The 21800-nt window shown below is 37.7% G+C and carries 22 protein-coding genes; 18 read left to right on the forward strand and 4 right to left on the reverse strand.

Features of this window, described 5'->3' with window-relative positions:
- The first annotated feature begins 36 nt into the window (after positions 1–36).
- The 4 genes from cgtA to FIT63_RS01585 are packed head-to-tail and all read left to right on the forward strand — an operon-like array spanning position 37 to position 3840.
- Positions 37–1074 (forward strand): Obg family GTPase CgtA, encoded by a 1038-nt coding sequence (cgtA, locus tag FIT63_RS01570; RefSeq protein WP_140004981.1) that lies wholly within the window; start codon positions 37–39, stop codon positions 1072–1074.
- Entirely contained in the window at positions 1052–2170 is a 1119-nt protein-coding gene (gene proB / locus FIT63_RS01575) for a glutamate 5-kinase (protein ID WP_140006266.1), read from the forward strand. The genes cgtA and proB overlap by 23 nt, the downstream gene beginning before the upstream one ends.
- 21 nt (positions 2171–2191) lie before the next feature.
- Positions 2192–2692, forward strand: coding sequence for a 5-(carboxyamino)imidazole ribonucleotide mutase (gene purE / locus FIT63_RS01580; RefSeq protein WP_140006267.1), 501 nt, complete (start codon positions 2192–2194; stop codon positions 2690–2692).
- Between the two features lie 32 nt (positions 2693–2724).
- Entirely contained in the window at positions 2725–3840 is a 1116-nt protein-coding gene (locus FIT63_RS01585; protein ID WP_420886443.1) for a 5-(carboxyamino)imidazole ribonucleotide synthase, read from the forward strand.
- Positions 3841–3866: 26 nt separating this feature from the next.
- Here the strand turns inward: FIT63_RS01585 and rpsT are convergent, their stop codons facing one another.
- Positions 3867–4130 (reverse strand): 30S ribosomal protein S20, encoded by a 264-nt coding sequence (rpsT, locus tag FIT63_RS01590; RefSeq protein ID WP_046487228.1) that lies wholly within the window; start codon positions 4128–4130, stop codon positions 3867–3869.
- Positions 4131–4342: 212 nt separating this feature from the next.
- Between rpsT and murJ the strand changes: the two genes are divergently transcribed.
- From murJ to FIT63_RS01635, 9 genes are all read left to right on the forward strand, one after another.
- Positions 4343–5878, forward strand: coding sequence for a murein biosynthesis integral membrane protein MurJ (murJ, locus tag FIT63_RS01595; protein ID WP_140006269.1), 1536 nt, complete (start codon positions 4343–4345; stop codon positions 5876–5878).
- Between the two features lie 9 nt (positions 5879–5887).
- The gene (locus FIT63_RS01600; RefSeq protein ID WP_140006270.1) at positions 5888–6784 is read left to right on the forward strand and encodes a bifunctional riboflavin kinase/FAD synthetase; all 897 of its coding nucleotides are present in this window, start codon (positions 5888–5890) and stop codon (positions 6782–6784) included.
- A 5-nt stretch (positions 6785–6789) separates the two neighbouring features.
- The gene (gene ileS, locus FIT63_RS01605) at positions 6790–9561 is read left to right on the forward strand and encodes an isoleucine--tRNA ligase (protein WP_140006271.1); all 2772 of its coding nucleotides are present in this window, start codon (positions 6790–6792) and stop codon (positions 9559–9561) included.
- Positions 9554–10021 (forward strand): signal peptidase II, encoded by a 468-nt coding sequence (gene lspA / locus FIT63_RS01610; RefSeq protein WP_140006272.1) that lies wholly within the window; start codon positions 9554–9556, stop codon positions 10019–10021. Before ileS ends, lspA begins: the two co-directional genes overlap by 8 nt.
- A gap of 58 nt (positions 10022–10079) precedes the next feature.
- Positions 10080–10457 (forward strand): DUF2946 domain-containing protein, encoded by a 378-nt coding sequence (locus FIT63_RS01615; RefSeq protein ID WP_140006273.1) that lies wholly within the window; start codon positions 10080–10082, stop codon positions 10455–10457.
- 73 nt (positions 10458–10530) lie between these two features.
- Positions 10531–12792 (forward strand): TonB-dependent receptor, encoded by a 2262-nt coding sequence (locus FIT63_RS01620; protein ID WP_140006274.1) that lies wholly within the window; start codon positions 10531–10533, stop codon positions 12790–12792.
- Positions 12767–13963, forward strand: a complete 1197-nt coding sequence (locus FIT63_RS01625; protein WP_140006275.1) for an NHL repeat-containing protein — start codon at positions 12767–12769, stop codon at positions 13961–13963. Before FIT63_RS01620 ends, FIT63_RS01625 begins: the two co-directional genes overlap by 26 nt.
- 5 nt (positions 13964–13968) lie before the next feature.
- Positions 13969–14430, forward strand: coding sequence for a TlpA family protein disulfide reductase (locus FIT63_RS01630; protein ID WP_140006276.1), 462 nt, complete (start codon positions 13969–13971; stop codon positions 14428–14430).
- Between the two features lie 152 nt (positions 14431–14582).
- On the forward strand, positions 14583–15002 hold the full coding sequence (locus FIT63_RS01635) for a secondary thiamine-phosphate synthase enzyme YjbQ (protein ID WP_140006277.1): 420 nt from the start codon (positions 14583–14585) through the stop codon (positions 15000–15002).
- A gap of 1 nt (position 15003) precedes the next feature.
- Here FIT63_RS01635 and FIT63_RS01640 read toward each other — a convergent pair whose 3' ends face one another.
- Together FIT63_RS01640 and gpmI are read right to left on the reverse strand one after the other, a co-directional pair.
- Entirely contained in the window at positions 15004–16239 is a 1236-nt protein-coding gene (locus FIT63_RS01640; protein ID WP_140006278.1) for a murein hydrolase activator EnvC family protein, read from the reverse strand.
- A complete protein-coding gene (gene gpmI, locus FIT63_RS01645) occupies positions 16232–17773 on the reverse strand; it encodes a 2,3-bisphosphoglycerate-independent phosphoglycerate mutase (protein ID WP_140007141.1) in 1542 nt (513 codons plus the stop codon). The genes FIT63_RS01640 and gpmI overlap by 8 nt, the downstream gene beginning before the upstream one ends.
- An 86-nt stretch (positions 17774–17859) precedes the next feature.
- Between gpmI and grxC the strand changes: the two genes are divergently transcribed.
- The 4 genes from grxC to FIT63_RS01665 all read left to right on the forward strand — a co-directional run bounded on the left by grxC (position 17860) and on the right by FIT63_RS01665 (position 20199).
- The gene (gene grxC, locus FIT63_RS01650; RefSeq protein ID WP_140006279.1) at positions 17860–18120 is read left to right on the forward strand and encodes a glutaredoxin 3; all 261 of its coding nucleotides are present in this window, start codon (positions 17860–17862) and stop codon (positions 18118–18120) included.
- A gap of 106 nt (positions 18121–18226) precedes the next feature.
- Complete coding sequence (secB, locus tag FIT63_RS01655; protein ID WP_140006280.1) at positions 18227–18751, forward strand: protein-export chaperone SecB; 525 nt, start codon at positions 18227–18229, stop codon at positions 18749–18751.
- 31 nt (positions 18752–18782) lie between these two features.
- Complete coding sequence (locus tag FIT63_RS01660) at positions 18783–19193, forward strand: SH3 domain-containing protein (RefSeq protein ID WP_189342315.1); 411 nt, start codon at positions 18783–18785, stop codon at positions 19191–19193.
- Positions 19194–19197: 4 nt separating this feature from the next.
- The gene (locus FIT63_RS01665) at positions 19198–20199 is read left to right on the forward strand and encodes an NAD(P)H-dependent glycerol-3-phosphate dehydrogenase (protein WP_140006282.1); all 1002 of its coding nucleotides are present in this window, start codon (positions 19198–19200) and stop codon (positions 20197–20199) included.
- A gap of 2 nt (positions 20200–20201) precedes the next feature.
- On the opposite strand, the gene trmL is transcribed toward FIT63_RS01665, so the two are convergent.
- Positions 20202–20666, reverse strand: a complete 465-nt coding sequence (trmL, locus tag FIT63_RS01670; RefSeq protein ID WP_140006283.1) for a tRNA (uridine(34)/cytosine(34)/5-carboxymethylaminomethyluridine(34)-2'-O)-methyltransferase TrmL — start codon at positions 20664–20666, stop codon at positions 20202–20204.
- Between the two features lie 114 nt (positions 20667–20780).
- On the opposite strand from trmL, the gene bioB reads away from it, so the two are divergent.
- A complete protein-coding gene (gene bioB / locus FIT63_RS01675) occupies positions 20781–21794 on the forward strand; it encodes a biotin synthase BioB (protein WP_140006284.1) in 1014 nt (337 codons plus the stop codon).
- Positions 21795–21800 lie beyond the last annotated feature (6 nt).

Raw genomic sequence — 21800 nt, forward strand, 5'->3', positions numbered from 1 at the left:
AGTTGATAGGGCTTTTTTATTTGGTAAATTGATAATATGAAATTTATAGACGAAGCAACCATTAAAATTTACGCAGGTGACGGCGGCAATGGCATTGCAACATTTCGTCGTGAAAAATACGAACCTATGGGAGGCCCAAGTGGAGGAGATGGCGGTCGAGGTGGCTCTGTATTTTTTGAAGCAGATCAAAATTTAAATACTCTTGTTGACTATCGCTATACCCGAACCTTAAAAGCACAAAGAGGTGAGAATGGACGCAGTGCGGAATGTTATGGCGCGAAGGGTGAGGATTTAGTATTAAGAGTGCCTGTAGGTACGGTAATTTCAGACAAAGCAACTGGTGAGTCTTATGCGGATTTAAGCCATCATGGGAACAGGGCTCTTTTAGCTAAAGGTGGCAAAGGTGGCCTTGGTAATATTCATTTTAAATCGAGTATTAATCGAGCACCGAGACAATGCACCAAGGGTGAGCCTGGAGAAGAGTTCGAGCTTTATCTTGAACTTAAAGTATTAGCTGATGTGGGTCTCCTGGGCATGCCAAATGCGGGTAAGTCCACCTTTATAAGATCCGTATCCGCCGCAAAACCTAAGGTCGCAGATTATCCTTTTACAACATTGCATCCTAATTTGGGTGTAGTGAGAGTAGGTGAGAATCAAAGTTTTGTGATTGCCGACATTCCCGGGCTTATTGAAGGAGCATCAGAAGGCGCTGGTTTAGGACACCAATTCTTAAGACATCTTGCGAGAACTACACTACTCTTACATTTAGTTGATATTGCACCTTTTGATCCTGCGATCAATCCAGTTGATGAAGCGCGCGCTATTGTGAATGAATTAAAAAAATATGATGAGCTTTTATATCAAAAACCACGCTGGTTGATATTAAATAAAATTGATATGGTGGAAGATGTTGCAGACAAGGTAAAAGCATTTGTGAAATCTTTTGGTTGGACTGGGCCTGTATATTCAATCTCCGCGATTAAGGGAGTTGGCTGTAAAGAGCTTACATATGACATCATGACCTTTATTGAAGAAAATAAAACAATTCAAAATGAAATCGTTATTAGCGAATAGTCATCGCATTATTATTAAAGTGGGCTCTAGCTTAGTCACCAATCATGGTGAAGGGTTAGATCAAAAAGCTATTGCTTCATGGGTAGAGCAGATTTCTCATCTTGTTAAATCAGGTAAAGAAATTGTTTTAGTTTCAAGCGGTGCCGTCGCTGAGGGTATGCAAAGACTTGGTTGGAAAGTAAGACCAACTTTAATTAATGAATTACAAGCGGCAGCAGCTATTGGCCAAATGGGATTGGTTCAAATTTATGAAAAGAATTTTTCACATCACGAATTAAAAGCCGCGCAGATTTTATTAACGCATGACGATCTTGCTGATCGAAAAAGATATCTCAATGCGCGCTCTACATTAAATACACTTTTAGAACTTAAAGTGATCCCAATCATTAATGAAAACGATACTGTTGTGACAGATGAAATTCGTTTTGGTGACAACGATACATTGGCTTCATTAGTCGCTAATCTTATTGAAGCTGACCTCTTAATCATTTTGACAGATCAACCAGGACTATTTTCCGACGATCCAAGAAAAAATAAAGAAGCTAAGCTTATCCATCATGGTATTGCAGGTGACCTATCTCTAGAAGCAATGGCTGGTGGTGTGGGCTCTTCAATTGGTACAGGCGGTATGCTCACTAAAGTTTTAGCAGCTAAACGCGCATCTAGAAGTGGCGCGCATACGATCATTGCATCTGGTAAAGAAGTAAATATTTTAATTCGACTAAATCAAGGTGAAACCATAGGGACTCATCTAGAAAGTAAACAATTAAAAGTTGCAGCAAGAAAACAATGGCTCGCCGATCATTTACAATTAAGAGGTAAGTTGATATTAGATGATGGCGCTGTCGAAGCACTTAAAAAAGAGGGTAAAAGTTTATTACCTATTGGTGTTATTTCGGTTGAAGGAGATTTTGATCGAGGAGAAGTTGTGCTTTGTTTGGATACAAAGGGTGGAGAGATTGCGCGTGGACTTATTAATTATAATGCAGGGGAAACAAAAAAAATTATGGGCAAGTCTACAAATTCGATAGAAAATTTATTAGGTTATATTGATCAACCTTCTTTGATTCATCGAGATAATTTAATTTTACTTTAAGATTTTTAAAGGGAGTTTTGTATGTCAGAAAATAAAAAACTTGTCGCCATTATTATGGGATCTGACAGTGATTGGCCGGTGATGAAATTTGCAGCACAGATGCTTGCAGATTTTGATGTGCCTTACGAAGCTCAAGTCATTTCAGCACATCGAACGCCAGATTTGATGTTTAAATTTGCTGAACATGCCTCACAAGAAGGTTATCAAATTATCATTGCAGGCGCAGGAGGTGCAGCTCATCTGCCTGGTATGGTAGCTTCTAAAACCACATTACCCGTATTGGGCGTACCGATTCCTTCAAAACATCTTCAAGGCCAAGATTCCTTATTATCTATTGTACAAATGCCAAGAGGTATTCCTGTAGCAACTTTTGCTATCGGTGAAGCAGGGGCTGCAAATGCAGGCCTTTTTGCAGTATCTATTTTGGCGCATGAAAATAAAACATTATCTAAAAAGCTTGAAGTGTTTAGAGAGAAGCAAGCTAAAAAAGTTATCGATATGAATTTGTCGGAGAAGCCTTGAGTCAACTAGATCAACCGCTTTTACCTTCAGCTATGCTTGGCATTCTTGGAGGCGGCCAGTTAGGTCGTTTTTTTGTGATTGCAGCCCATGAGATGGGCTTTAAGGTTACTGTATTAGATCCGGATCCAAAAAGTCCTGCAGGAGCTATTGCAGATATTCATTTATGTAAATCTTATGATGATGTTTCGGCATTGGAAGTCATGAGAAACACATGTCAAGGTGTAACCACTGAATTTGAAAATGTTCCTGCAGACAGCATGGAATTCTTATCAAAAAAGATACATGTAAGCCCTTCACCAGAGTCTGTAAGAGTGGCCCAGTATCGCGTTCTTGAAAAAACTTTTTTAAAAGAATCAGGGCTTCCTGTAGGTCCTTTTGAAATCATTCGAGAAGACAAAGATATACCTTCAGATACTTCTTCTATTTATCCTGCTATTTTAAAAGTCGCTCGCTTTGGTTATGACGGCAAAGGTCAAGCAAGAGTTGCTTCACAAAAAGAAGCGATAGTGGCTTTTCATCAATTCTCAAGTCAGGAATGTGTTTTAGAAAAAATGCTTCCTTTAGATATGGAAGTTTCTTTAGTTTTGGCGAGAGATCAATTAGGCCATATGGAGACATTTAGTGTAGCTGAGAATATTCATACTAACGGTATTTTAGATATTTCCATTGTGCCGGCGCGCTCAACACAATTAATTAATGATTTAGTGGATCAACTTGCAAAGCAAGTAGCTCAAGCACTTAATTATGTAGGCGTGTTGGGTGTTGAATTCTTTATTAGCGAGGGTAAGGTTTTTGTAAATGAGATTGCTCCTAGACCGCATAATTCTGGTCATTACACCATTGACGCCTCTGTGACGAATCAATTTGAACAGCAAGTGAGAGTGCTAGCAGGTCTTCCTCTTGGAAACCCTAGACTTCATTCATCCGCTGTCATGGTTAATCTCTTAGGTGATGTCTGGACAAAAAATGGACAAAAAGAACCTGACTGGGGCATGGCCCTTAATGAATCCGGCTTAAAAATGCATCTTTATGGAAAACATGAAGCAAGACCAGGCCGAAAGATGGGCCACTTTACCGTATTAGATAAAAACTTAGATATAGCTTTCCATAAGGCTATAAAGGTAAGAAAGCTTTTGGGGATTGCTTAGATCAAAGAGAGAATCTCTCTTTGAAATTAAGCCATTGATTTGATTGCTGCGTTTAAGCGTTGCTTATGACGTGACGCTTTGTTTTTATGAATAATCTTTTTATCAGCGATACGGTCAATCACTGAAACATTTTCTTGGAAAGATGTTTTTGCAGCTGTTTTATCACCAGTTTGAATTGCTTTTAAAATCTTTTTAATTGCAGTACGCAAAGTTGAACGCAAACTTGCATTGTGAGCTCGTTGCTTCGTTGCTTGGCGGGCACGTTTTCTAGCTTGTGCGGTATTTGCCATGTTTATCCTTTAGTTAATATCTTTTATTACGAAGGCGAGAATTTTAGCGATATTTGAGGTTTTATACAAGATAAAACGCTCATTTTAGCCCTAAATTTCAGTCATATCCCCTTGATGTTCTAAGCTTATCAATATTTTTGTCGGAAACCTTGATAAAACGACCTCCATGTTAAAATCTTTGTAATTTAGTGACACTTAAATAGATAAATTCAATGAATCTTCTTAAAGCACTCGCAACCGTCGGAAGCATGACTTTCGTATCAAGAATTTTAGGTTTTGTGAGGGATAGCTTGATCGCCAAAACCTTTGGCGCGGGTATGGAAACAGATGCTTTTTTTGTGGCTTTCAAAATTCCCAATCTATTAAGGCGCATTTCAGCAGAGGGCGCTTTCTCCCAAGCCTTTGTCCCTATCCTTGCTGAGTATAAAAACAAACGTAGTTATGAGGCGACACACCTCTTGATTAATCACGTATGTTCATTATTAAGTCTTTTTCTAATAGCGATTACATGCATTGGTATTTTTGCGGCACCTTGGCTTGTCTATATTAGTGCGCCAGGTTTTATTGAGCATTCTGAAAAGTTTCAGCTCACTGTTGATTTATTAAGGATCACCTTTCCTTATATCTTTTTTATTTCCTTAGTGTCTATGGCTGGCGGCATTCTGAACACTTTCAATAAATTCTCAGTGCCTGCTTTAACGCCTGTATGGCTTAATTTGTCTTTTATTTTTGCAGCATTATTTTTTGCCGATTATTTTGATCGGCCTATTCTGGTATTAGCTTGGGCTGTATTTGTTGGAGGTGTCCTCCAGTTAATTTTTCAAATTCCCTTTTTAAGAGAAATTGGGTTTATTCCTAAATATCAGTTAGATCTTAAAGATGAAGGTGTGTGGAGGATTATTAAAATCATGGGACCTGCAATCTTTGGGGTATCTATAGCGCAACTATCATTGCTTGTTAATACTATCTTTGCATCCTTTCTTGAGACTGGAAGTGTTTCATGGCTTTATTATGCTGATCGACTCATGGAGTTTCCAGCAGGCGTTTTAGGAGTAGCACTGGGCACGATTTTACTTCCAAGTCTTTCGAAATCTTTTTCAGGCAAAGATCAAAAAGAATACTCAGGCTTACTTGATTGGGGGCTACGACTCACTTTTATTCTTGCAGCGCCTGCGGCTGTTGCATTGGCTGTGTTATCACTCCCTTTAATTGCAACCTTATTTCACTATGGCGCTTTTAATACGCATGACGTTTTGATGACCCAACAAGCTACCATTGCATACAGCTTTGGACTGATGGGCCTCATCATGATTAAAGTATTAGCACCTGGATTTTATGCAAGACAGAATATTAAAACGCCAGTCAAAATTGCACTATTTACTTTATTCTCGACACAGTTCATGAATATGATATTTATTGGGCAGTTTAAACATGCAGGTTTGGCTCTCGCGATTGGTTTAGGAGCGTGCCTAAATGCAAGTCTCCTTTATTATCATTTAAGAAAAGGTAATTATTACAAACCACATGCAGGATGGGGGCAATTTTTAATAAAACTTTTTGTGGCTTTAGTTTTAATGGGCCTCACTTTGTTTTATTTAAAAGGAGATTCAACGCTTTGGCTTGAGTTTTCTATTTCAAAAAGATTGATTTACTTAGTGATGCTCATTCTTGCCGGGTCTGTTGTTTACTTTGGTTCACTATGGATGATGGGATTAAGACTTCAATCATTCATTCGAAGAGCTATTTAAGTTTTTGTGATGCAAGTCTTTCGCCATTTTCCACTAAGTTTAGAAACGCCTATTGGCCTGACTATTGGCAATTTTGATGGTGTTCATATAGGTCATCAAGCGCTTATTCAAAAACTTATACAGGAATCTAAAAGAAGAAAAATTACACCATCGGTGATGACTTTTGAACCGCATCCCAAAGAATTCTTTGTGCCCGAAAACGCACCTACTCGACTTACGAGCTTAAGAGAAAAGCTAGAGTTTTTTTTAAGCTGCGGCGTTCAAAATGTTTTTGTTTGTGCCTTTAATAAAAAATTTGCAAGTATTTCTAGTGAAGTGTTTATGCATCAAATATTAAAAGAGCAATTAAAAACAAAAATCATCATCGTAGGAGATGATTTCCGTTTTGGAGCTCAAAGATTAGCGGGCATAGAAGATTTAAGAAAAAGTGGATTTGAATTATTCGAAATTCCAGAAATTAATGTGAAAGGCAAGCGCGTATCAAGTACATCAATTAGAGAAGCGCTTAATGAGGGCCGTATTAAGTCAGTCACTGCATTCTTAGGAAGGCCTTACACGATTAGTGGAAAAGTGGTTGAAGGTGACAAGCGCGGAAGGCAAATGGGCTTCCCAACTGCTAATATTCATATGAAGCATACGAGACCTGCGCTAACAGGGGTATATGCGGTAAAATTAGGGAATAGAAAAGGCGTTGCTAATCTTGGAATCAGACCTACAGTTGCAGGCATCCCAAAACTTTTACTAGAAGTTCATTTGCTTAATTTCAATGAAGACATTTATGGACAGCATGTTCAGGTTACTTTCATGGAAAAGATTAGAGATGAAATGAAATTTGAAAATATTAATGCACTCATTGAACAAATTAAAAAAGATGTAGTTTATGCAACACGTTATTTTGAAAAATAAAATATATGCCCGAAGAAAATAAATATCAATTAAATTTGCCAGACACGCCATTTCCCATGCGAGGAGATCTTGCTAAAAGAGAGCCTCTTTGGGTAAAGCGCTGGCAGGAACTTAAGCTTTATCAGAAAATTAGACAAAAAAGAAAAGGTGCTAAAAAATTCATTTTGCATGATGGCCCGCCTTATGCAAACGGAGATATTCATATTGGGCATGCTGTTAATAAAATCTTAAAAGATATTATTGTTAAATCTAAAACCTTATCTGGGTTTGATGCGCCTTATGTCCCAGGGTGGGATTGTCATGGACTTCCAATTGAGCTTGTTGTGGAAAAATTGCATGGCAAAAATATTGATCCTAAAAAATTTAGAGAACTCTGTCGCGAATATGCAGCAACGCAAGTTGAAAAACAAAAAAATGATTTTATACGTTTAGGCGTATTAGGGGATTGGAATCAACCCTACCTCACAATGAATTTTCAAACCGAAGCGGATATCATAAGATCGCTCGGACATATTCATCAAAATGGATACCTCTACCAAGGAAGTAAGCCTGTGCATTGGTGTGTTGATTGTGGTTCAGCATTAGCTGAGGCTGAAGTAGAGTATGAAGATAAAACTTCACCTACGATTGATGTGGGGTTTAAAGTTACAGACGGCGATATTTTAAAAAATATATTCAATGCTAAAGAAGTAAAAGATACATTCGCAGTTATTTGGACAACGACACCTTGGACGCTTCCAGCAAACCAGGCCGTATGCGTTCATCCTGAATTAAATTACGGTTTATATAGCACTGAAAAAGGTAATCTTATCCTTGCTGAAGATTTGGCTGAAAAAAATCTTACGCATTATGGCTTTGCATCTTTCAAGAAATTAGCCTCATGTAAAGGTCAAGCTTTAGAGCATCTCCAACTCAGCCACCCGTTTTATAAAAAAAATGTACCTATCATATGTGGCGACCACGTCACTCTAGAAGCTGGAACTGGGCTAGTTCATACAGCCCCTGCACATGGGCTAGAGGACTATGCGGTTGGTATGCAATATCAATTGCCTGTAGATAACCCAGTCAATGAAGAAGGAAAGTTTTATTCCTTTGTGGAGCAGTTTGCAGGTGAAAGTATTTGGGAGGCCAATAAAAAAATTATTGAAACATTAGACGTGAATCAATGCTTATTTGCTTCTAAGAAATTATCACATAGCTACCCACATTGTTGGCGTCATAAAACACCAGTAATTTTCAGAGCTACACGTCAATGGTTTGTTGGCATGAATCAAGAAAATAATAAAAAGACATTACGTGAGAAAGCAAACGAAGCAGTCAGTCATACCACTTTCTATCCTGAATGGGGAAAAGCGCGCTTAGAGGCTATGATTAAAAATCGTCCTGACTGGTGCGTTTCGCGCCAAAGAAATTGGGGCGTTCCTATGCCACTTTTTGTTCATAAAGAAACTTACGAATTACATCCGCGTACCCATGAACTAACTGAATTAGTTGCTAAGGAAGTTGAGAAATCAGGTATCGAAGCTTGGTTTAATTTAGATGCTAAAGCATTACTTGGCGAAGATGCTAATCAATATAAAAAAATAAGCGACACATTAGATGTGTGGTTTGATTCAGGAACGACACATGCTTCTGTTCTAAAAAAACGTGAAGACCTATCTTATCCAGCTGATCTTTATCTAGAGGGTTCAGATCAACATCGGGGTTGGTTCCAATCAAGCTTACTCACAGGCTGTGCAATCGATGGAAGAGCACCTTATGAATCACTTCTAACGCATGGTTTCGTTGTTGATGGCAGTGGTCATAAGATGAGCAAATCTAAGGGCAACGTCGTAGCCCCGCAAAAAGTCATGGATCAATATGGAGCTGATATTTTAAGATTCTGGGTAGCTTCCACCGACTATTCTGGCGAACTTACTATTTCAGATGAAATTTTAAAGCGAGTTGCTGAAGGGTATAGGCGTATACGAAATACCTTACGCTTTTTGCTAGCCAACCTTGGCGACTTTGATGCTAAAAAAGATTTACTTCCTGTAAAGGAATGGCTATCGATAGATCGCTATGCACTGCATTTAACTCATCAGCTTCAAGAACGAATTAAAAAAGACTATGCATCTTATGAGTTTCATTTAGGCATGCAAAAATTTGTAAGTTTTTGCTCTGAGGATTTGGGTGGATTCTATCTTGATATTTTGAAAGATCGTCTTTATACATCAGCCGAAAATTCAAAAGCAAGACGAGCTGCGCAAAGCGCAATCTTCCATATTACACATTCCTTAATGCGATTGATGGCACCTGTTCTAAGCTTTACAGCAGATGAAATTTGGCAGATTCTCATGCCAGAAAGTGATGAATTAGTTTTTATGGATACATGGTATGACCTACCACCTCACGATTTGGACGCAAGGGAATTGCTAGCATGGGAGCATATTATTCATGTACGTGCAATTGCTAATAAAAAAATTGAAGAGTTACGTGAAAAAGGATTAGTAGGCTCTTCACTTCAGGCTGAGATTGATATCTACGCTTCAGGTGAAATTTATGAATCTTTAGAGACGCTTCATGAAGATCTTAAGTTTTCGATGATTACTTCGCATGCAAAACTTCATGAAAGACAAGGTGATCTTCATATTGATGTCTTTGCAAGTGACCATAAAAAATGTGATCGATGCTGGCATTATCGCAAAGAAGTTGGATCGCATCATGAACATCCAACGATTTGCAATCGATGCATCAGTAATCTTTTTGAAAAAGGCGAACTAAGATCGCATGCGTAAATATATTTCGATTGCTTTATCGATTGTTATTCTGGATCTCATATCCAAACAATGGATATTTAATCACTTAGATTTAGGAAACGCTTTAGTGGTGAACTCGTTTCTTAATATTGTACATTTTCAAAATACGGGAGCCGCCTTTAGCTTTTTAAGTGAAGCATCCGGCTGGCAGAGATATTTCTTTATAGGTATTTCATCTGCCGCAATTTTTATCATTACCCGATTAATTCATCAGCGTTTAAAACAGCCACTACTGTGTTTAGCACTTTCTTTTATTCTTGGTGGAGCCGCAGGTAACTTGTGTGACAGAAGCTATTATGGTTTTGTCATAGATTTCATTTATCTTCACTATGAAGGACTTTATTGGCCAGCATTTAATGTGGCAGATAGTTTTATTTCGACCGGTGTCGCTTTAATTCTTTATGATGCATTTAAAAACAAAAAACCTTTATTAAGTTAATCATGCCTGTGAAAAAGAAATTGATTTAAACTGGCAATTCTTGTTAAACTTAAAAAATATGAAAAATGCATACAAAAAAATAGGTAGTTGGATTGCGATTTTTGCAATGCTTTTAACATCCTTTATGCCATTAATTTCACACGCAATTGAGTCACAAAATAATCTTGATAATTTAGAGAAAATTTGTACTTCTCAAGGCGTTAAGTTTGTTTCGACGCAAAATCAGAATCCAGATAAAAATCATGCAAATATTAATTTAACTCATTGTGCTTATTGTTCGACAACCTCAGACAAGAATTATTTACCAGAACGCGATATCCAATTAGGATTGACTTTAATTCCTAGCGCTGCGAAATTTTTCCTAGAATACGAATCCCCAATACTTCAGTCCTACTTTAGATCCTCTCACCCTCCTCAAGCCCCGCCCTCTATTTAATCTATCTAGTAATGCATCATTTGTGCATAAATTTGCACAATTTTTTCTATTTTACGAGATTGATTAAATGCTTATGAGGAAGATTATTCCTGCTATTTTATATTTACTTGTTATGCCGTTAGCTTTTTCTGGAGAGACATCTGATTTAGTGACCGGTACTATTACAGTCAAAGATTCTTTTGTCGATAGCCGTATCATGAAATTTCCAGCTACCGTTGAAACTTATGACAAAAAGCAAATTGAAGAGAGTGTTAACGCTGCAACACCAGCACAGACTTTAAAATACCTACCCAGTATTCAAGTGAGGGAGAGATCTATTGGAGATAGAAACGGTATTATTTCGTCAAGAACTATAGGAAGCATATCTAGCGCACAAAGCATGCTTTATGCAGATGGCGTCCTTTTATCTAATTTACTTGGGAATTCTTTTTCATATCCTCCAAGATGGGGCATGGTAAATCCGGAAGAAATTCAAAGGATAAGTATGATGTATGGTCCTTTTTCTTCACTTTATGCTGGAAATTCAATGGGTGGAGTGATCAATATCGAAACAAGCATGCCTGAAAGATTAGAAGCTCATGCCGGAGTACAAAGTTTTATCCAAAATTTTAAGCTTTATGGCACAGATCAAACCAAGATTGGTAACCGTGAATTTTTTTCTATAGGTAATAAAGTCAATGATTTCAGTTTTTGGGCGAGTATGAATAGACTTGAAAATACGGCACAGCCCCTTGATTTTTCGGTTGCCAATCTCAGTTCAACTGCAGCAGGAGGCGCAACTCTTGTGACAGGCGCTTATCAGGATAAAGGCATTTCAAATCAGGATAGAGTAATTTTTGGTGCAACAGCAATCGATACTTCTATTCAGACAAATGGAAAATTTAAAGGTCAGTATGAATTCTTAAATCAATCTAAGCTCACTTATACGATTGGTTTATGGGATCTTGATAGCAGACAGAATGTACAAAGTTATATTAAGGATAGCGACGGCAATTCAATTTACGGTGGAGATGTGAACTTTAATAATAAAAAATATAGTTTAGCAAGAATGAATCCAGCTCAGGCAGAAGCGTTTCACGTGATGCAATCGATTGATTTTAAATCTAATGATAAAGGTTTTTTTAATTGGCAAATGACACTATCTGATTATAATTACTCTAAGGACTTGAGTAATCGATCAAATTTAACTGGAACCTCTAATACCAATCCTTATATTACAAAAACCGGACAGATCACAGACCTTGCAGGTACGGGTTGGACAGTATTCGATAGTCGCATCACATTGCGTCCAAAAGATCACACCATTGATCTCGGCTACCACTTAGATTACTATCAGCTAAGGCAAATAGTAAATGCATCTATTGATTGGATGGGCTCACAAAAAGGAACTTTTAGTTCCTTATCTTCCGGTAATACAAAAACTCATGCTGTTTATGTTCAAGATAAATGGCAAATAACGCCGTTATGGTCGCTTACATTGGGAGCTCGTCAAGAGCATTATGAAGCTTATGATGGAGTAAACCAAAATACTACTCTTGCTAGGTATGAGGATAGATCAAGAAATACGTTTTCTCCAAAGGTGTCCTTGAGTTTTGAACCTATACCAGCATGGGGGTTTCGAGCCGCCTTTGGTAAGGCATACAGATTTCCAACCGTTACCGAGCTATTCCAACAGCTGACAGTAAGTAATACCATTGTTACGAATAATCCAAATTTAAAACCTGAAGAGATTTATTCTAGTGAAATCACAGCAGAGCGACGCTTTGCAAATGGCCTTGCAAGGGCAAGTCTTTTTAGGGAAGATAGGTATGACGCGTTAATTTCACAAACAAATGTTTCACCCGTTCCACCATTAACAAATTCAACTTCCTATGTTCAGAATGTAGACCATGTCAGAATATATGGCATAGAACTAGCAACCGAATGGAAAAATGCAATGATCCCTAAACTTGATTTGCTAGCTAACGCAACTTTAACTGACTCAGAGATTTTGAAAAATGATGCAGCATCTTCGTATATTAATAAAAAGGTACCCCGCATCCCAAGGCAGCTTTATAAAGCTGTAGCAACTTATAGAGTCAGTGAAGATTTTACAATGAGTTTAGCTGCCAGATATAGCGGACGTCAATTTATAGAATTAAATAATTCAGATATCAATCCAGAGACATATCAAGGCGCTAGCCGATTACTATTTGTAGATGCTAAAGCAAATTATAAATTTAAAGACAGATGGACAGCTTCACTGGGAGCAGATAATATTTTTAATGATCAGGCTTATGTTCATCACCCACTTTCTCAAAGAACAGGCTATGCGCAAATTAAATTTGATTATTAAGTTTTTTAAAAAAATAATATTCTTACTGTTGATTTTATTCTGTGAGACGAGTTTTTCTCATGAGGGTCATAGTCATGGCCCTTCGGTTGTCGCTTCGGTCTCATTTGATAAGTCAGGAACTTTATGGCGAGTGAGAGAGCAGCAGGGATTTGTTATTGTTGACTCATCAAATGATCAAGGACTTAATTTCTCGAAATCTATAAATGTAAATACCGAACTTCAGAAAATAGGAACATCAGGAGACGCAAAACCTAAGATTGCTATTGGCCCTGAGGGGAATATTTATGTCACTTGGACTCAAACGCTCTCAAAGCCTTATACAGGCTATATATGGTTTGCAAGATCAAAAGATCATGGCAAAACTTTTGAATTACCTCAGATTGCTCACCAAGATAAGTCAGAAATTACACATCGTTTTGATGCTATCAATGTAAATAAAGACGGGCGAATTTTTGTAGCATGGGTAGATAAGCGCGATTTAGAAAAAGCCAAACTGCAAAAAAAAGAAAAAGAGTATAAAGGGGCAGCCTTGTATTATGCAGTTTCAGAAAATTTTGGCGAATCATTTAAAATTGAAAGAAAAATTGTTGATAGTAGTTGTGAATGTTGCAGGATTGCTTTAACTAATGATAGTAAAGGAAACGCCATTGCAATGTGGCGACAGCTTTATGATAAAGGCATTAGAGATCATGCAGTAGCTAAGATTGATATGAACGATAATATCGTTCTCAATAGAGCCACTTTCGGTGGTTGGAAAATTGATGCATGCCCTCATCACGGCCCTGCAATATCTAGAGGGGGTGACTGGGGTTATCATATGGCTTGGTTTGATGGGGGAGATAAAGCAGGTTTATTTTATGGACGAATAGATGGAGATGCTTGGGTAAGCTCTCCTGCTAAGAGATTTGGAAATGCTAACTTTCAGGCAGGTCATCCATCACTATTAAGTATCAATGAAAAGGTTTATCTCGCATGGAAAGAGATAAATGAGTCAGGTAATTATATTGTTTTAGCTATTTCAGAGGATGGCGGGAAAAATTGGCTAGAAGCTAAAACAATCAAAAAGACTGAAGGGGCTTCAGACTATCCTGAACTTATTCAATTTAATAACAAAGCCTTTCTGTCTTGGAATACGATTAAAGATGGTTATCAATTAATGGCTCTTGAATAGGCTGTATGAAATTAAAGATTCTTTTGTTCCTTTTGCTTTTTTCTAACTTTTCTTTTGCATATGAATTTATGCCATTCGAGATCAATACACGAAATGTTATTGAGAAAAAATATCTCAACCAGCCCTTAATCATTTCTTTTTGGTCAATTGATTGCCCGTATTGTATAGACGATCTTAAAAAACTCGGCAAAGCTCTTAGTAAAAATAAAAATGTCAAATTAATAACAGTATGTGTAGACGGAAAAGAGTCAGCTAAAAAAGCTGAGAGAATTTTAAATCAGGCCAATCTTCCTAAGCATGAACAATACCAATATGTAGAAGTAGACGAAGATAAGCTTAGGTATAGTATTGATCCAACTTGGTACGGTGAGCTTCCTAGGACATACTTTTATGATAAAGCTCATCAAGTCACTCCTTTAAGTGGAAAAATCTCTAATTCATTTCTTGATGCATGGCTTAATAAATAAATTAATAACATGATCGAAATTCGTCAATTGATCGCCGTATTAAAAGAAACCAATTCAATCTGAAACTGATAATCCTCTTGCTAAGATAAAATTAAAATTGACAGCATTTCAGGTAAACTTAAATCTAATAAAGTTTAAATAAAGTCTTGCTCATGAAACAGGCTAGTCAAACATTGGCGATCCAAACTTCGGGTCGCCATTTTTATGATGTCACTCAAAAAGTTTTGGATTGGGTAGATCAATCAGATTTTAAAGAAGGCTTACTAACTCTCTATGTCCAACATACTTCAGCGAGCCTTCTTATTAACGAAAATTATGATCCCGATGTTTTAGTTGATCTGGAAAGCTTCTTTGAGCGTTTGGTGCCTGATGGGGATCCATTATTTATCCATACAGCAGAAGGCCCAGATGATATGCCAGCGCACATTAGAACTGCTCTAACACAAACAAGTCTTTCGATACCAATTAAGCAAGGTAAAGTTGCCTTAGGACAATGGCAGGGTATTTTTTTGTACGAACATCGTTACCAATCACACGAGCGTCGCATCTTAATGCATGTGATTGGTGAATAAGTTATTTAATTGAAGTCCAGGCAAGGGGGTCAAAAGGTTTACTGAGTTTTCTTAATTCAAAGTAAAGACCATTTGATTCATTGCCACCTGTATTGCCTACTAAAGCAATCACATCGCCACCACGTACAATTTCACCTGTTTTTTTAATCGTCGATTGATTGTTGCCATATAGGCTCATATAGCCTTCGCCATGATCCACAATAATAAGATTACCAAAGCCGCGAAGCCAATCTGCAAAGACAATACGGCCCGTGGCAATAGATTTAACTTCATTACCTTCATTCGATTTGATAAATAAACCTTTCCAGGATAAGCCAGTATCTTCACGCGGTGAACCGAATCGATTAATTACATCTCCCTTAACAGGCAAGCTTAATTTACCACGTAATGTTTCAAATTTTTGACCTGAAAATGTTTCTGTAGGGATGCTCTCATTACGCACAATAGGTGTTTTTGAAGATGGCTTTTCTTCTCGTTTTGAAGGAACAGGCGCTGAAGGTAATCTTGCTAAGCGATCAACAAGGTCTGTTAATCTTTTTTCATCTCGTACTAATTTTTGAATTTCATTGCGTTGCTGATTAATTTTTGAAGACAAGGTTGCAATAAGTTTAGCGCGATCTTTCTTGTGAGATTCGAGTTCAGTTTTCTTTACTTCTTCTTTTTGTTTTAAGCCTGCAATCTCCTTAAGCTTTTGTGCAGTTTCAGCACTATAAGCTTCAATTTTTTTTAAGTTACCTTGCATTTGATAAATACTTTTAGCCCGAGCCTTCGCCACATATGAGTAGTATTGAATATTTCTTGCGACCACACTCGGATTTTCAGATTGGATAATCATTTGTAGATAGCCAGGGTCGCCATGAAGATATTGCTGATAGATTTGTTCACCCAACATTTTTCGCTGGAGATCAACTTGAGATTCTACTGTGTCAGATTGTGATTTAAGCTCTTGAAGCTTAGTGTAATTTTTCTTCTGTTGAACTGATATTTCATAAAGCGAGCGATTCGTATCACTAATTTGTTTTTCACTTTTTTTTAATTGATCGGTCGCATCTTCTTGTGCTTTTTGTGTTCCACTCAATTCTTTTTTAAGTTGGTCAATTTTTTCATGAACGGCATTCAAGTTTTCTTTGGCTGAATCAGCTTTAGTTGCAGATAAAGCTCCATTAGATAAAAATAAAAGCGATATGAAAATGCATTGAACTAAAAAATTTAATGAAATATTTTTTACTTTAATCATTCAATTGGATTAAGTTTTGTCCTGTCATCTCGGATGGTTGTTTTTCACCCATGAGATGGAGCAGGGTGGGGGCAATATCAGACAGTCTTCCGTTGGGTTTAATCGTAGCTTTTCTACCAATATATAGAAAAGGCACCACATTTGTAGTATGTTGGGTATGGACTTGTTTATTTTCATAATCTTCCATGAGTTCTGCATTTCCGTGGTCTGCTGTAATAATGACTTCACCACCTATAGATTCCATAGCAATTACCACTTTACCAATGCATGTGTCGAGCACTTCCATCGCTTTAATTGCAGCATTAAGATTACCTGTGTGGCCTACCATATCAGCATTCGCAAAATTACATATGATGGCGTGATATTTTTTACTTTGAATGGCATACCCTAATTTTTGTGCAACCTCAAACGCACTCATTTCAGGTTGCAAATCATAAGTTGCTACCTGTGGTGATGGCACAAGAATACGATCCTCCCCTTCATAAACAGTTTCATTGCCACCATTAAAGAAAAAAGTAACGTGTGGATATTTTTCTGTTTCCGCAATTCGCAATTGTTTTAAGCCTAATTTTGAAATGTATTCACCAAATGAATTATTCACAGATATTTGTTTAAAGATAACCGATGATTTTTTGTCATTTGGGTCGTATTGAGTCAAAGTGAAATAGTCGCTGATTTTAATTTTCTTTTGACGCTCAAAAGCGTTGAAGTTATCTTGTAAAAGTGCGTCAGTAATTTGTCGTGCACGATCGGATCGATAATTCATGAAGACGACCGCATCGTTATCTTGAATAGTAATAGCTTTTTCATTCTCATCATGAATGGATGTAGGTTTAATAAACTCATCCGTTTCATTTCTTTCGTATCCTTCATGAATCGCATCTGCTGCATTCTTTGAGTGGATAGGAGACCCAAGCGTTAATGCGTTATACGCTAATTCAACACGTGGCCAACGTTTATCGCGGTCCATTGCATAGTATCGACCTGATATAGAGGCAATTTTTCCAACACCTATATCTTTTAAATGAGATTCGAGTTGTTCGATGAAATGCAAAGCACTTTTAGGGGGTGTGTCTCGACCATCTAAAAAAGGGTGAATATAAACATTTTTCAACTCACATTGCTTTGCTATTTTGAGCATGGCATAGAAATGATCTAAATGGCTATGGACGCCACCATCAGAAAAAAGACCTAAAAGATGTAAAGCCTTGCCATTTGCTTTAAGTGATTTAAATGCGCTAATAAGAGATGGGGTTTTAAAAAAATCACCTGACGTAATGCTTGTGTTAATTCTCTCAAGATCTTGCTGAACAATTCGGCCAGCACCTATATTTAGATGGCCGACTTCTGAATTGCCCATTTGTCCTTTAGGTAAGCCCACAAATTCTTCAGAAGCATTAATAAAGCTATGTGCATATTTATCCCACAAACGATTCCAGTGAGGCATCTTTGCATTTTTAATTGCATTATGATCTTCGTCATCTCGATGACCAAAGCCATCCAAGATAATTAGTAACACAGGTTTTTTTAACATAATAGAAGACATGTATATGTGGCTTTAAAGATTAATGAATTATAATGCTTGTCATAGAATTTCACACTCCTTAACATTAGCGCCCTATGAAATCAATCAAGATGTATACCAGTGCTTATTGCCCTTATTGCTCAAATGCTGAAAAGCTTTTGTCCAAGAAGGGTATTACGCAGATTGAAAAAATACGCGTTGACGAAGATTCGACTGTTTTAAAAGAGATGATTGAAAAAACTGGACGTCGCACAGTACCTCAAATTTATATTGGCGACTATCATGTGGGTGGATTTGATGATTTAAGATCTCTAGATTTAGAAGGTAAGCTTGATCCACTTCTTGGGATTTCTTAGAAAGATTAACCCTTATTTTATTTAAATATTCTCGATAAAAAGATAGAATGCAGTATTCGTTTAATTAAATAACAGCGGCTTTAAGGTCGCGTGACTGGAAAATAACATGGCAGAAAAAAAGAAAGCAGCTCCTAAATCAACTAAGGCAGAAAAAAGTGTCAAAATTGACCCTCAGGCAAACGGAAGTGCGCAACCTGGTTTTGCTATCGAAAAACTTTTTCTTAAAGATGTTTCAGTTGAAGTACCTAATTCCCCAGACATATTTACGCAGCGTGAAGCGCCTCAAATTGCAATTGAATTAGGTAATTCAGGCACGCCTCTAGCTGATGGTTATTTTGAAGTTGCTTTAAAAATTACCGTGACATCTAAAATTGCTGATAAAACAGCCTTCCTTATTGAAGTGACACAAGCAGGTATTTTTGCATTGCGAAATATACCAGAAGAAAATCTTGAGATGATTATCGCGATTACTTGCCCTAATATTTTATTCCCATACGCACGCGAAGCTATTTCAGACTTAGTGATTAAGGCTGGTTTTGCGCCTGTTCTTTTAAATCCAATTAATTTTGAAATGCTCTATATGCAACAAAAGCAGCAAGCAGCGGGTAATGCGGTTGATACAAAAAACTAAGTTTTTTTTCCGTTATTTTTTTGTATGGGTTGTGTGTGTTATATCGCAGCCCGCTTATGCCGAATTTCGATCTGTCATATCACCTAAAACCATTCTCTTTGAAGCGCCTTCAGCAACCACTAAAAGAATTTATTTGGTGGGCGAAGGCTATCCCTTAGAAGTCATTGTGAATTTAGGCGACTGGCTAAAGGTAAGAGATCCTTATGGAACCTTAAGCTGGGCTGAATCAAAAAATTTACAATCCAAAAGAACAGTAATTGTGAAGGTAGATAAAGCAAACATATACAAAGAGCCTGAATCTAAATCAGCGCTTATAGCGACAATCGAAAAAGATGTTGTCATTGAACTTTCAGATCCTCTTATCACCAATGGTTGGATTAAAGTGCGATACCAACAAGATCTTGATGGATACATTCAAACCTCTCAAGTGTGGGGAATTTAATTAATTGAAAATTGCAGTCTTGGGTGCAGGCGCATGGGGGACAGCTTTGGCGATGCAAATCAGTCAAAAGCATCGAGTCACATTGTGGGCTAGAAATGCAGGTCATATCTCTGGGATGCGTAAAGCAAGATCAAACCCGCTTTATTTAGGGGACTTCCCTTTTAACGATCAATTAATGCTTGAAGATAATTTGCGTGAAGCAATTCATGATGCCGAGCTTATTTTGTCGGTCGTGCCCACCTCAGGTTTTAGAGCTATTCTAAAAGAGATAAGATCCTTAAATCATAAAGCCCCTGTCATATGGGCCAATAAAGGCTTGGAAGCAGGGACCGCAAAATTACCTCATGAAGTCGCTATGGAGGAATTAGGTGACCCTAAAAAAACAGGACAGCATTGGGGTGCTTTATCAGGCCCTAGTTTCGCAGCTGAACTCGTGAGATCTCTGCCTACCGCATTGACCTTAGCTGCAACAGACGAAGCATTTACGCAGAGTTTAGCTTCTATTATTCATGGTAATAACTTACGCGTTTATACAAGTCAGGATGTGATTGGTGTATCTATTGGTGGTGCTCTTAAAAATGTGATTGCTATCGCCGCAGGGATTTCAGATGGTATGGGATTTGGCAATAATGCGAGAGCCGCATTAATTACGCGAGGCTTGGCTGAGATCACTCGTTTTGGGATGAGCTTAGGTGGTCAAAAAGATACTTTTATGGGGCTTACAGGTGCGGGTGATTTAATTTTGACTTGCACTGGAGACTACTCACGAAATCGTGAAGTAGGTTTAAGACTTGCAAAAGGCCAAACAATTGATGAAGTTTTGAAAGGGTTGGGTCATGTCGCTGAAGGTGTATACACTGCCAAAGAGGTTGTTAATCGAGCAAAAGCGCTTCATGTCTCTATGCCTATTATGCATGAAGTGAATCAAGTGTTAAGTTTTAGTAAGTCGCCTAAGGAAGCTGTGATCGATTTATTAGGTCGCGAGCAAAAGTCAGAAATACACTAAGTTTAAGCGCCACCTTTAAATCCATTTTGTCGCCAGGCTTCGTAGAGAAGAATTGCGGCTGCATTGGATAAATTTAAGCTCCTGCTACTCTCCGTCATGGGGATCCTGATTTTTTTATTTTCATCAAATTGACTACGAATCGACTCAGGCAAGCCTCGGGTTTCAGGCCCAAATAAAAAGATATCACCCTCTTGATAAGAAACCTCATGGAAGGGCGTTCCACCTTTAGTGGTGACGGCAAATATGCGACTTTCGCTATGAAGCAATTCGAACGCTGAAAAATTTGGATATGTTTTGACTGAGGTGTATTCGTGATAATCAAGACCTGCACGAACAAGCTGCTTGTCATCTAAGCTAAAGCCCAAGGGTTCAATTAAATGAAGTTGAGTGCCTGTATTGGCGCAAAGCCTAATTATATTTCCAGTATTAGGTGGGATTTCAGGTTCAAAAAGGGCGATAGAAAACATAAGATATAACAACTGATTAATTTTTATACAATTGTAACAAATTATAGTAAAATATCTTAACAATTGGTTTTTAATGATATTTTTACAATTAAATCATATAGATAGGGAATTGTCATGATTGAATCGCAGCCCAATATAAGTCAGCAACCTATTCAATTTGAACGAAAAACACCTAAAAAACCAAAACTGCCGCTAAAAGATCGCTGGTCAATTGCTGAAATCGAAGCTTTATACGCTTTATCTTTCAGCGACCTTATGTTTAAAGCCCAAAGCATTCATCGCGAAAATTTTGATCCCAATAAAGTTCAAGTAAGCACGCTGCTGTCCATCAAGACTGGAGGATGTTCAGAGGATTGTGGTTATTGCCCTCAATCTGCCCGCTATGACACCAATGTGGAGAATGAAGCCATGATGCCTATTGATGAGGTGATTAAAGCCGCAAGAGCCGCAAAGGAAGCTGGCGCTAGTCGTTTTTGTATGGGCGCTGCTTGGAGAAGTCCCAAGGATAAAGATTTAAAATCCGTGTTAGAGATGATTCAAGAAGTTAAAAAAATGGGACTTGAAACTTGCGCCACTCTTGGCATGTTAAAAGATGGACAAGCTAACATGCTTAAAGAAGCAGGGCTTGATTATTACAATCACAATTTAGATACTGCGCCTGAATTTTATGGCGATGTGATTTCAACTCGCGTATATCAGGACAGGCTTGATACATTGGATCGCGTTAGAGAAGCTGATCTAAATGTATGTTGCGGTGGAATTGTTGGCATGGGTGAAAGTAGAACTGAGCGAGCAGGATTAATTGCACAGCTCGCCAACATGGAAAAGCAACCTGAGAGTGTGCCAATTAATTTATTAACGCAAGTAGAAGGTACGCCTTTGCATGGAACTGAACCGCTCGACCTCTTTGAATTTGTGAGGACGATTGCTGTTGCAAGAATTACGATGCCAAAAAGCTATGTTCGACTATCTGCAGGAAGACAATCGATGCATGAGGGTATTCAGTCATTAGCTTTTTTAGCGGGTGCTAATTCAATTTTTTATGGTGAAAAGTTATTAACAACTGACAATCCAGATGTAAAAGTTGATCAAGCTTTATTTAGTAAGTTAGGTATTCATCCTATATAAACTTCT

The organism is Candidatus Methylopumilus planktonicus (genome assembly GCF_006364715.1).
GTDB classification, from domain to species: Bacteria; Pseudomonadota; Gammaproteobacteria; order Burkholderiales; family Methylophilaceae; genus Methylopumilus; species Methylopumilus planktonicus_A.